Origin of the sequence: Rhizobacter sp. SG703, assembly GCF_012275445.1 — a bacterium.
Lineage (GTDB): Bacteria > Pseudomonadota > Gammaproteobacteria > Burkholderiales > Burkholderiaceae_C > Rhizobacter.
The window spans coordinates 115023-127266 of sequence record NZ_JAAZQK010000002.1; the positions used below are offsets into that span (position 1 = coordinate 115023).

Below are 12244 nucleotides of genomic sequence, written 5' to 3' on the forward strand. Positions count from 1 at the left end.
GCTACCGCTTCACCTCGTCGATCACCAGCAACGTCGCCCCATAGCTCCCGTCGCACGGCACCTCGCCGGCCTCGCACACCGGCTGGCCGGCGAACGGGCTCTCGGCCGCGCTGCGGGCCGCCCACCGCTGTTCGGCGAGCTGCAGGTCGATCTCGGGGATCTGGTCGCCGGCCTTCTTGACGCCGATGCCGGTCATGTCGCGCGGCCGGCGCGACACCATCGCGACGATGTGGTCGGTGCCCGGCGGCCCGCCGGCGGTGATGTGCCAGCCGGCGCGCGGCAGCACGACCTCGCGGTTCAGCTCGATGCGGTTGTTCTTGTCGAGCTCGTTCGGGAACAGCAGGTAGAAGTGGGCCTTGTCGGTGCCGGCCAGGAACACGTACAGGTAGCCGGCCTCCGACGACTTGACGCGAAACTGCAGCCGGTCGCTGCCGATGCGCAGCTGCGACTTGTCGGCCAGCGCGTTGACGCCGAGCACCGGGTCGGCATGGCGCACGATGTCCTGCAGCGCGGTGACCAGCCCGAACGGCACGGCCGCCGGCGGCGCAGGTGCTGCGACGGGGGCCGGCGACGGCGCAGCCGAGGCGACCGGGGCCGTAGCCGGGGCCGGCATTGCCGCCGCCACCGGCGCAGGCGCCGGCGACCGTCCGGCGAACCACCAGCCTGCACCGGCCAGCGCGGCCACCGCCAGCCCGGCCAGCGCGTACACGCCCGCGCGCGACGAGGGTGTTGCCTGCGGATCGGACGTCAGCTCGGCCGGCCGCGTCGCGCGGCCGCCCGCGACCACCGTCGACGCGCCGAGGTCCGGCGGCACCGCCAGCCCGGCGCGCGTCGAACTGCCCAGCAGCTGCGACGGCGCGTGGCCCGGCGCGTGCCCGCCCGGCAGCAAGGCGCGCAGTGCCGCCATGTCCTGCGGCCGGTCGTCCGGCTTCACCGAGAGCCCCGCGTCGATGGCCGCGAGGAACTGCGGCGAATACCGCCCGGTGCCGGCCTGCACCGCAGGCTGCAGGTCGTCGGTGACGAGCCGGCTGACCGACGCCAGCGGCGCCCGCCCGGTGATCGAGGCATACAGCACCGCGCACAACGCGTACACGTCGGTCCACGGGCCCTGGCGCATCGCCCTCGATTCGGCGTACTGCTCGACCGGTGCGTAGCCGGCCTTCAGGATCACGGTCAGCGCCTGCGTCGCGTCGCCGATCACGCGGCGGGCCGCGCCGAAGTCCAGCAGCACCGGCCGCATGCTCGCCGCGCCGCCGAACTGCGTGCTCTGCTGGGTCAGCAGCAGGATGTTGTCGGGCGCGATGTCGCGGTGGTAGCAGCGCTGGTGGTGCATCAGCTCCAGCGCGTCGATCAGCGGGTGCGCCACGCCGAGCAGCAGCGCCTCGTCGGGCCGGCCGCGCTCGATCAGCCATTGCTTCAGCGTCGGCCCCTGGTAGTACGGCATCGCCATGTAGGCCGTGCCGTGCTGCTCCCAGAAGCGGTACACCTTGACGAGCGACGGGTGGTCGAACGCCGCCAGCAGCTGCGCCTCGTTGACGAAGCTGCGCAAGCCGAGCTCGAAGGTCTCGCGGTGGCGCGCCGAGCGCACCGACACCTCGCACTGCGGGCCGCGCGTCGCGAGCGTCGCCGGCATGTACTCCTTCAGCGCGACCACGCGGCCAAGCTGGGTGTCGCGCGCCAGGTAGACGATGCCGAAGCCGCCCTCGCCGACCAGGCCCTCGACCACGTACTCCTGCAGCCGGAAGCCGTTCGGCAGCGAGTTGCCGCCGTCGGGCGGCGCATCGGTCTTCACGACCGTGCGGTCGTCATCCGGCCCGGACGTCGATTCGATCACCAGCGGCCCTCCAACAGCTCCGAGAAGTACTCCGGCGGCGGCAACCCGGGCGCCACCGACAGGCTGTCGTCGGGTGCCGACGCATGGTCGGGCCACCACAGGCTGTGGCCGGTGTAGCGGCGCATCGCCTCGGCGACCACCAGGCCGTCGACCCATTGCGGCAGGCTGGCCGCGCCGGCATAGGTGTAGCGCAGCCGGCCCGGCATCGCGGTGGCGGCCGGTTCGACGCAGTGCCGCTCGCCCTGCCACGACGGCGCGCGCGCGAGCGCCGATTCGAAGTCTTCGACGGTCGTGCCGGGCGTCAGCGTGCCGAGTGCCGCGGCACTCAGGTGCCGGTACCAGCCGTCCAGCGCCTGGATGCCCTCCAGCGTCTCCGGCAGGTCGTGCGCCGTCTGCGCGACCACCAGCGGAAAGTAGCGGCCGACCTTGTCGACGCTGGGCATCAGCACGCCGGCCCACCACTCGCTGTCGATCAGGCCGGGCGCCCAGGCGAAGCGCCAGATCGGGCCGGTCAGGTACACGTCGAGGAACTGCGCGCCGAGCCGCGTCCTGCTCGCCTCCATGCCCTTCGACAGCCAGGCGTCGCAGGCATCGACGAAGGGCTGCGGTAGCCGGCGGCTCGCGAAATCGCCCAGCATCGCCAGCTTGCCGAACCAGCCCGGCGCCTGCGTGCCGACGCCGCTGATGAACTGGTCGATGCTGAAATCGTGGCTCACGGCTTGCCCGGACATGAGAACTCTTGCAGCTCGGGCAGGCGGAACGGGTTGCGCACGCTGCTCGCGGTGACCAGGAACACCGCCTTGCGGTTGTCGATGTTGAAGGTCGCCTTGAAGCGTTCCGGTGCACCGGCCGCCTCGATCTGCTGCTTGTCGAACAGCCGGAACAGCGCCCACGGCCCTTCCTTGGTGTCGCCCGACAGGCCGCTGGCCGACACCGGTGTCAGCGCGATGCGCACCTGCGTGCTGCCGCGCGGGCCCGGCCACTGGATCGACGCCGGGATCTGCGGGCCATGCGCGTACTTGACCAGCTGGCCGTCGACGTCGAGCGTGAACTGCGTGATCGTCGGGTCCATCTCCATCGGCTTGAAATCGAGCCGCAGGCCCGGCCCGGTGCCGCCGCCGCGGAAGAAGGTGTCGCGGATCACCGCCGCGCGCTGGAAGGGCAGCAGCATCGAGCTGTCGCCGCCGCCCGTCGACACGCCGTCGACCGTCTTGAACCGCCAGGGCCGCGCCGAGATGTCGACCAGGTTGGCCAGGTTCTTCTGGAACACCGTGTCGAACGATCCGCCCGGCCCGAACACCCGCGTGAAGTCTTCCTGCTGCACGTCGGTGCTGCTGCCGCGCGCGAACGGGTAGCGTCCGCTGATCGCCTGCTGGCAGAACAGGCCGACCTCGGCATAGATCAGTTCCCGCAGGTTCTTGCGGGCGCTGGCCGTCGACGCGCCGATGCCGCTCTCCGACAGGTTGTTCAACAGCGAGCGGACCGGTTCGGGCAGCCGCGCCGCCTCGGCCTTGACCTTGTTCGGCACGTCCGACGGCGGCGCGACGTTGCCGCCCTTCACCGCGGTATCGGCCGCCGTCAGCATCGCATAGACCTCGTTGATCAGCGCGATCGTCGATTCGATCGGCGGCGCCTTGCCGTCGGCCGCCTGCACCTGCTGGCGCAGCGCGACGAAGCGGTCGTCGACGATGCTCTCGATGCGCTGCCCGGGCTCCAGCGGCTTCGGACCGTCCGGCGTTCCGAAGAGCTTGCCGAACTCGGCGCGCGACTTGCTGATCGCCTCCTGCGCCTTGTTCTCGATCCGCGACACCACGTCCTTCTTGTCGCCAAGCGTCGTCTCGCGCGACATCGCCTTCAGCAGCGGCACCAGCGGGTTGTCCGGTGCCGACAGCACGCGCGCCAGCTGCACCGCCTGCGACAGGTCCCTGGCCTCCAGCACCTTCACGTCCTTGATGAACTCCTCCCACACCTTCACGTAGTCGGTCAGGTAGACGCGGCGCACCTCGTCGGCCAGCTGGTCCTGCACCTCGACCGAGCGCAGCGCGTTCTGCCGGCCGCTGTCGTTGACGCCCAGCACCCAGCTCTCCTCGTCGGCCAGCTGGCGCGCCACCCGCCCGACCTCGCGCTGGAAGCCCTTGTGGTAGCCGTCGTAGGTGAACAGCCCCGGCACGCCGCGCGTCAACGGCTGGCCGCTGGCGCGGGTGAACACCAGTCCGGCCGCCGCCCCGGCCGCCTTCGCGACCGTGAACTCGGGGATCTCGGCGCCGACGCCCTGGCGCTTGAGCCGGCGGTAGACGCGCTGGGTCAGCGGCGTGGCCGTCAGCTGCTGGCGCGTCTGCGCCACCAGCGCCTTGTCCTCCGGCAGCGGCGACACCGCCTGGCCTTCGGCCAGCAGCGCATCGAGATGCGCCTCCAGGTCGGCCCGCTGCTCGGTGGTCACCGAGCGTGGCAGGCTGTTGTCCCAGTCGGCCATCACGTACAGCTTCAGGGCCGCCGGGTCGAAGCGCTCCGGGTCGTACAGCATCACGTAGGCCTTCAGCGCCTCGTACTGCAGCTCGGGGTTGTCGAGGCCGGTCTTCAGCCGGTCTTCGATGCCGAGCGCAATGCGCGGCAGCACCGCGTCGGTCAGCATGCGGCGGTAGGCCTGCTGCGACGCGCCGTCGAGCTTGCGCCCCTGGTACAGCCCGAAGCCGTGGCTGAACGGCACCGAGTCGCCGATGCCGGCCCGCGCCAGGTCGCGCGTGGCCTGCAGCGCCGGCAGCAGCACCAGGATGTCGGGCGACGCGCGGTTGGGGGTCGACTGCACCAGCTTGCGCACTTCCTCGACCGTGGCGTCGACCTTCGCGATGTAGCGCTGGTTGTTGACATAGCTGACGCCCCAGGCGAGCAGCACGCCGACCGACACGATGCCGAGCGCCGCATAGGCGGCGGTGATCATCCACGCGCGGCGGCGTTCCCATTTCAGGTCGGTGCCGGCCAGCGCGGCCTCGCCGAACACCACTTCCTTCAGCAGCCGCGACAGGAAAAAGCTCTTGCCGCTGGACTGCAGCGGCGGCAGCACCGTGCGTTCGAGCCGGTAGGTGCGCGCGATGCGGCCCAGCATGCGGTCGATCGGCGTGCCCTCCTGCGTGCCGCTGATGAAGTACACGCCGCGCAGCAGCGGGTGGGCTTCGAACTGCGACGGCGAGAAGACCTGGTCGATCCAGTCCTTCAGCAGCCCGCGCAGCGCTTCGAACTGCTGCGGGAAGCCGTAGATGCGGGCGCGGCGCTGCGGATCGCGCTCGAGCTGCAGCCGGTCGATCAGGCCATCGGTCAGGCGCTTCTCGAGCGCGTCGAACTCGGCAGTGAACACCGACAGGTCGGTGTGCTGCTGCTTGTCGAGCTTGAAGGTCATGCCCCACGGCGTCGCGCGGGTGTCCTTGTCGACCTCGCCCAGCGTCTCCATGAAGCCCGACAGCAGGTCGCACTTGGTGACCAGCAGGTAGATCGGGAAGCGCATGCCCAGGTGCTGGTGCAGCTCCTGCAGGCGCAGGCGCACGGTGGCGGCATGCTGCGCGCGCTCGTTCGCGTTGGCCGTCAGCAGGTCGCTGACCGACACCGTGATCAGCACGCCGTTCAGCGGCTGGCGCGGCCGGCTGCGCTTGAGCAGGCCGAGGAAGCTCTCCCAGGCCTTGCTGTCGGTGCTCTTGTGGCTGTCTTGCGTGGTGTAGCGGCCGGCGGTGTCGATCAGCACCGCCTGGTCGGTGAACCACCAGTCGCAGTTGCGGGTGCCGCCGACGCCCTTCACCGAATGCTCGCCCATCGCGGCGGCGAGCGGGAAATTGAGTCCGGAGTTGACCAGCGCGGTGGTCTTGCCGGAGCCGGGCGCGCCGATGATCACGTACCACGGCAGCTCGTAGAGGTAGCGCTTGCCAAGCCGTGACGTGAGCCCGCTGAACGCGCCGGCCACGCCGGTCTTGCCGGTGTCGAACTTCGCGTTGCGCAGCGTCTGCAGTGCCTTCTCGAAGCGCTCGTTCAGCGTCTTCACCTCGGCATTGGCCGGGTCGTCGGCGTGCGCGCCGGGCACCGGGGTCAGCAGCTGGTCGACGACGCGCGCGTTGGTCTTGCGCGCGCGCCAGTACTGCCACAGCTTGCGCAGGATCACCAGGCCGACGATGACGCCGATGAACACGAGCCGCGCGGTCGTGCTTTCGAGCGGCCTCCAGGCGCCGATCGCGATCAGCGGGCCGACGATCCAGACGATCAGCGACAGCGCGATCAGCCCGAGGACCAGCAGGAACCACGGGTTGAGCAGGACTCCGAGCAGCTTCTTCATGATCCGGTTCCGGGCGCCGAGGCGGCGGGCGTCGCGCCCCGCGTGATGAACAAGGTGATTTCGACGCGCCGGTTCAGCGCGCGGTTGGCCGGCGTGTCGTTGGCAGCCACCGGCTCGCCGTCGGCGCGGCCTTCGGCCTTCACGCGGTCGCCGGTGACGCCGTAGCCGACCAGGATGTCGCGCACGGTCTTCGCGCGCTCTTCCGACAGGTGCCAGTTCGACGGGAACTGCGCGGTGCGGATGCGCACGTTGTCGGTGTGGCCGGTCACCAGCACCGAGCCCGGCACCTGGGCCAGCGCCTCGGCGATGCGCTTCATCAGCGCCTCGCGGTCCTTCGTGAGCGCCGCGCTGGCCGGCGGGAACAGCCCGTCGCCGCGGATGATCACGACGCTGCGGTCGACCTCGTCGCGCACCGTGACCAGCTCGGCCTTGATGTCGTTGACCAGGAACTGCGCGAGCCGCGGCTTCGGCGCCGGCAGCTTGACCGGCGGCGTCGGCGGGATCAGCCGCAGCTCCTGGATGCGGCCGTAGACCGGGTCGGAGTCGCCGCTCAGCCGCCACGACAGCCCGAGGTAGATCGCGACCACCAACAGCACCACGACGGCGCTGGCCACCCACAGCGGCAGCCAGGTCAGCATCGAGCGGCGGGTCGCGGCCTCGCCGCGCCAGTTCTGCGCGAGCGGTTGCGGGTAGTCGCCGCGCTCCTTCCTGATGATCTGCGCGAGCCGCTCACGCACTGCCTCGAGCTGCGCGCGGCCGCCGTCGACGACGCGGTAGCGGCCCTCGAAGCCCAGGCTCAGCGCGGCGTAGATCAGCTCCAGCAGGTCGCGGTTGCCGGCCGGGTTCTCGGCCAGCTTGGCCATCAGCTGGAACACCTTCTCGCCGCCGCCGGTCTCGTTGTGGAACATCGCGAGCAGGCTGTGGCGGCCCCACTGGCCGGACGCGCCCCACGGCATCGTCGCGGCCACCTCGTCGAGCAGCGTGCACAGGATGTAGCGCGCGGCCAGCACGCGCTCGGGCGCGATGCCGCGGGCGCGCGCCTGCGCCTCGAATTCGCGCAGCCCCTGGGCGATCGATTCGCGCAGCGCGGCCGGGTCGGCGAGCTGCGTCGACGCGCGGATCTGCGGCACCAGCGCGAGCAGCGGGTTGGCCAGCGCGACCAGCGGGTTCAGACCGCTGTCGCTCGGGCCGATGTCGGCCGCCACGTCGGCACCGGCCGCCTGCTGCGGCGCGTGCTGCGGGCGCGACGGCATCGCGGTGGTGCGCCCGCCCGGCGTCGGCATGATGAACGTGCGGCCGGTGTCGACTTCGGCAAACGGATCGTCAGGAGAAGAAGGACTCATCGCACTCACCACGTTCTTTCAGGACTCTGCAGACACCTTGCTTCGCCAGGTCAGGGGCGGCACAACGGGGCGCCCACCGAGTCGTCGAGCGCCACGCCGGTGACCTTGCCGGCATCGGCCCTGACCACCTCGAAGAAGCACCCATTGGACGTACGCACCCCGGCATTGGCCAGGTAGCTCTGGCCGGCCAGCGGCACGAAGCTCAGCGCGGGCTGGCACGAATAGTTGACGTTGCCGTGGTCGAAATACATCCACGCGCCGACGCTGATGCGGCTGCCGGTCGCGACCTCGAAGGTCTGGTTGCCGCCCGACTCCTGGGTCCAGACCTGGTAGGCCTTGCCGTCCTGGCAGACGCGCGGCACGCCGAAGCCCATCCACTGCACCTTCGCGACGGGCGCTCCCGGGGCCGGCTTGTAGACCGGCAGCGCGCACCCTGACAGCAACGCCGCGCCGCAGGCGAGCGCGCCGGCGCATGACCTGATCAGGCGCTTCATGGGGTGGCCTTCGCGGATTGCGGGTGCACGAAGCTTTCGAGCTCGTCGAGCACCTGCTGCGTCGACTTCGATCCGTAGCGCGGCTCGTCCAGCGTCATCAGCAGCGCTGCCGCGAAGGGCTTGTTGCCGATCAGCCCGGTGTTCGGCGCGTCGGCGGGCCGGTCGCGTGCCGCATCGACCAGCCGCTCGTAGATCACGAAATGCGGCTTGTGCTGCGCCTGCGCCAGTTCCGCGCAGCGGTACAGCCCGTACTTGCTGATCACGTCGGCCGTCACATAGCCGTTGCCCGAGAAGTACACCCATTGCATCTTCGCGGTGGCGGCCTTCTCGTAGTAGCCGCCCCGGTAGCCCTGCGAGCCGTAGCCCGTTGCGCAGCCCGCGAGCGCCAGGCTCAACAGGGCCGCGATTCCCCTCCTCGTCGACATCGAGATCCCTCCTGCCTGGATTGCCGTCGTTGTTTTTCATGCCGCCGCCGATCAGCTCCGGATCGCCCAGAGTTCAAGCTCCAGGCCGGGGAAATCGCCGGCGATGTGCATCGCCATGTGGCCATTGGTCGTGATCGCCTTCCACAGTTCGCCGCTGCGGTCGAGTTCGAAATAGAAGAAGCCGGCATGGAACGGCAGCTGCCGCGGGGCGACCGGCATCGAGCGCAGCCCGATGCCCGGCAGCTGCAGGTTCACCAGGTCGCGGATCTTGTCGACCGGGCCGATCTTGGTCTGCGCCGGGAAGCGCTGGCGCAGCTGCTCGCCCGGCACCTGGGCGTTGACCGCCAGCACGAAGCTGCCGGTGCGCACCAGTTCGAGGTCGTTGACGACCGCGGTGCGCACGCCGTGCGTGCGGTCGACCAGGTCGATCTGCAGCGCGTTCTGCTCCAGCACCGCGGTCAGCATGCGGCGCAGCTCGGCGAACACCGGCGCGAAGCAGGCATTCAGGTCGTCGTGCCGGTACGGCGGGAATTCGGGCGGGCGCCGCGTGCTGCTGGCCAGCGTGGCCAGGTCGCCGGCGAGGCGCAGGCAGTCGCGGTGCAGCTCTTTCGGGTGCGCGTTCGGCACTGCGGTGTGCTGGCTGAAGATCGGCTCGTTGCGGTTCAGCGTCTGCAGCATCAGGAAATCGGCCAGCTCCGACACGCCGTGGCTCAGCTGGCCCATGCGGGCGGCGAGCGCCTGCGCGCGCTGCAGGATCAGCCCGTGCAGCAGCGACGCGCTGGCCGACAGCTGGGCCGTCGATTCGATCGACACCTGCGGCGGGATGTAGCTGCGCTCCAGCGTGACCTGGCCGTCGCTGCGACGTTCGGCCACCAGCGCGATGCCGAGCAGCGCATAGGCCTCGGTGGCCTCTTTCGCGCGCACGAAGCGCATGCGCAGCCGGCCGGTCTGGATGGTGGCCGGCTCGTCGCTCGCGTCGGTGTTGTCGCGCACGTTCTCTTCGGCGGCCTCGAAGCGGCACAACTCGTCGGTGCCGCTGAAGTCGACCTCGTTCAGGCCCTGGCGCTGCAGCGGCAGCGCGAGGTAGATCAGCTCGCCCTTCACGTCGGCCGGTACCTCGATCGGCGGCGGCAGCGGGTCGAGCAGCGGCATCGAGAACGGCGTGCCGTCGGGCAGCAGGCCGGCGGCGCGCGTCAGGCCGAGCTTGCCGAGCGCGAGCAACCCCTCGTCGATCTCCAGTTCGGAGAAGCCCCAGGCGAACGGCGTCACGCAGCGGGTGCGTGCGTCGACCAGGCGCTCGATGTAGCGGGTTTCCTGCTGGAAATGGTGGGGCTGCAGGAACATCCCCGAGGACCAGACGACCTTGGCACGCCAGCTCATGGAGGGATCCGTGCGCTCAGGGCTGGGTGCGGGTGGCCTGCACCGCGATGTCGTCGAGGCTGACGGCGACCACGTTGGTGCGGTTCACGGCCACCGGGACCACCGCGCGCCAGCGGGCGCGTTCGAGTTCGCGGAAGGCCACCATCACGCCGATGAACTTCGTCTCGGGCGACAGCTTCTTCTCGAGCGGGCGCTTCTCGCCGGGGCGCAACACGAACTCTTCGCGCGACACCAGGTCGGGGCCGAGCACCTGCTGCTCGCGTTCGAACAGCGAGACGAAGTCGGCCGACTCGAACTGCGCGTTGGCCTTCAGCTCGAACACGCGCACGACCACCGGCGAGGCGCGCTTGCGGGCGTCGGGGTTGGTCTGGGCGCCGGCGGCGATTTCGCCCTTCAGCGTGGCGGGGCCGGCGAACGGGTTGAACTTCTCGACGGTGGTGCAACCTGCGACGAGGCCGAAGACGGCCAGCGCGGCGGTGATGAACAGATGGCGCATGGGACGGCGGGTGGGGGTGAGGGTGGGGAGTCTGGCCGCGACGCGGCATCCGGCCCCGTTCACGGTCTGGCGTCCGCAGGATAGCGTTCGCTCCCGCCAGTCAGTCGTGACTTAGGTAATGCGCCCGCCGGGGGCGCCCGACCGGCGCCGCGGGCCGGTTGACGAAGGTCAGTTGGAGGGCGGACGGGCGCCGCCTAGGCTCGCGCCATGCAACGCTTCGAACCTTGCGGTGCGCTTCGTGCGCGCCTGCGTCCTGGGCTGCGCCTGCCCACGGCGCTGGTGGTGCTGGCCGTGGCCGGCTGTGCGTCGCAGGCGCCGGCGGGCTCGACGGCGTCGGCCAGCGGGCTCGCGGCGGCCGGCACCACGGCGGCGCCGCTGGCGAACGCGGCCGGCACGACGGGCATCGCCACCCCGAAGTCGGGGGTCGCCCGGGTGGCGGCACCGAGCGAAGTGCGCACCCGCAACGCCGTCTTCAAGCTCGCGAATTTCGACGAACTGCCCGGCTGGCAGCAGGACGACCTGCGCGCCGGCTGGGGCGCGTTCCGCCAGTCGTGCGAGGTGCTGCAGAAGCGCGACGAATGGCGCGAGATCTGCGAGGCGTCGCGGCGCGTACCGGCTGCCGACGCGGCGGCCGGCACGACAGCAATACGAGGCTTCTTCGAGAGCCGCTTTTCGCTGCTGCGCATCCTGAACACCGACGCGAGCCGGGAGGGCGACATCACCGGCTACTTCGAACCGCTGCTCGAAGGCCAGCGCCAGCGCAGTGCCGTCTACAACGTGCCGGTGCTGGGCGTGCCGCGCGACCTGTACACGATCGACTGGTCGCAGGTGCCGAAGGCGCAGCGCCGCGGCGTGGTCGCGGTGCGGCCGGACGGCAACCAGCTGGTGGCGCTGCCGACACCGCAGGCCGGCAGCTACGCGCTGGACCTGCGCCGCTTCGCGCTGGACGACCGCGACCGCCGGCTGCGCGTGCGGCTGGCCGGCAGCGGTTCGAGCGCCCGTGCCGAGCCTTACTACACCCGCGCCGAACTGGAGGCGCTGAACCTGCCGCAGGACATCGGCGCGCCGGTGATCGCGTGGGTCAACGACGGCCTCGCGCTGTATGCGATGCAGGTGCAAGGCTCGGGCCGCATCCGGCTGCCCGACGGCAGCATCCTGCGGGTGCAGTACGCCGAGCAGAACGGGCATCCGTTCAAGCCTTTGCGGGTTGCGGCGGTCAAGGGCACGAAGGTCGTGACGCGCGGGACCGGCGCGGCGGCGGAGCAGCCGCAGGAGTTCGTGCTGGAGGACGACGTGGCGGCCGACGACGATTCGCCGGTCGTCACGCGCGGCAAGGCGGTGCCGGCCGCCGGGCCGCGCGATGGCGCCTCGGACAGCCTGGTCGACCAGCTGCTGGGCGGCGCGAAGCCGGCCCGGGGAGCTGCGGCCGCTGCTGCGCCCTCGGCCAAGCCGCCGGCGCGGGTCACGCAGGGCCGGCTGCTGGCCGATCCCAGCTATGTGTTCTTCAAGCCGGTGGCCGACCGGCCGGCCAGCGAGGGACCGCAGGGTGCCTTGGGCGTGCCGCTGACGGCGGGGCGTTCGGTGGCCGTCGACCCGCGCGTGACGCCGCTCGGCTACCCGGTCTTCCTGAGCGCACCGGCGCCGTCGGGCTCGACGATCCAGGTGCAGCGGCTGGTGTTCGCGCAGGACACAGGCGGCGCGATCCGCGGTGCGGTGCGGGCCGACTACTTCTGGGGCTTCGGCTCGGAGGCCGCGCAAAACGCGCGAGGCACGAAGCACCGCGGGCAGATGTGGGTGCTGCTGCCGACGGCGGAGGCGAAGCGGCTGTCGAGCAGCAGGATCGTGACGCGTGGGATGGCGGCGGCGGCGGATTCTGAGGAGGGGCAGTGTCTGGTGGCGGACGGGGAGTTCTGCTCTGAGGTTGAGTGAGAAGCAGCAAAGGCGGGTGAGGGGATGA

The 12244-nt window shown here is 70.9% G+C and carries 9 protein-coding genes; 1 reads left to right on the forward strand and 8 read right to left on the reverse strand.

Annotated elements, in window-relative coordinates; translation table 11 throughout:
- Position 1 precedes the first annotated feature (1 nt).
- Genes FHT26_RS03510 through tssJ form a run of 8 tightly spaced genes read right to left on the reverse strand, consistent with a single transcriptional unit; the run spans position 2 to position 10287 of the window.
- A complete protein-coding gene (locus tag FHT26_RS03510) occupies positions 2–1834 on the reverse strand; it encodes a protein kinase domain-containing protein (protein ID WP_168558802.1) in 1833 nt (610 codons plus the stop codon).
- Positions 1831–2565: a type VI secretion system-associated protein TagF gene (gene tagF, locus FHT26_RS03515; protein WP_168558803.1), complete on the reverse strand. Its 735-nt coding sequence runs from the start codon at positions 2563–2565 to the stop codon at positions 1831–1833. Before tagF ends, FHT26_RS03510 begins: the two co-directional genes overlap by 4 nt.
- Entirely contained in the window at positions 2547–6149 is a 3603-nt protein-coding gene (gene tssM, locus FHT26_RS03520) for a type VI secretion system membrane subunit TssM (RefSeq protein WP_210427239.1), read from the reverse strand. The genes tagF and tssM overlap by 19 nt, the downstream gene beginning before the upstream one ends.
- Positions 6146–7492 carry a DotU family type VI secretion system protein gene (locus FHT26_RS03525; protein WP_168558804.1) on the reverse strand — a complete coding sequence of 449 codons (1347 nt, stop codon included), beginning with the start codon at positions 7490–7492 and terminating at the stop codon, positions 6146–6148. Before FHT26_RS03525 ends, tssM begins: the two co-directional genes overlap by 4 nt.
- 50 nt (positions 7493–7542) lie before the next feature.
- Positions 7543–7986, reverse strand: coding sequence for a hypothetical protein (locus FHT26_RS03530; protein WP_168558805.1), 444 nt, complete (start codon positions 7984–7986; stop codon positions 7543–7545).
- Complete coding sequence (locus FHT26_RS03535) at positions 7983–8411, reverse strand: CC0125/CC1285 family lipoprotein (protein WP_168558806.1); 429 nt, start codon at positions 8409–8411, stop codon at positions 7983–7985. Before FHT26_RS03535 ends, FHT26_RS03530 begins: the two co-directional genes overlap by 4 nt.
- Before the next feature lie 51 nt (positions 8412–8462).
- Positions 8463–9791, reverse strand: a complete 1329-nt coding sequence (gene tssK, locus FHT26_RS03540; protein ID WP_168558807.1) for a type VI secretion system baseplate subunit TssK — start codon at positions 9789–9791, stop codon at positions 8463–8465.
- 16 nt (positions 9792–9807) lie between these two features.
- Positions 9808–10287: a type VI secretion system lipoprotein TssJ gene (tssJ, locus tag FHT26_RS03545; protein WP_168558808.1), complete on the reverse strand. Its 480-nt coding sequence runs from the start codon at positions 10285–10287 to the stop codon at positions 9808–9810.
- Between the two features lie 207 nt (positions 10288–10494).
- On the opposite strand from tssJ, the gene mltA reads away from it, so the two are divergent.
- Complete coding sequence (mltA, locus tag FHT26_RS29645; protein WP_168558809.1) at positions 10495–12216, forward strand: murein transglycosylase A; 1722 nt, start codon at positions 10495–10497, stop codon at positions 12214–12216.
- Positions 12217–12244: the final 28 nt, after the last annotated feature.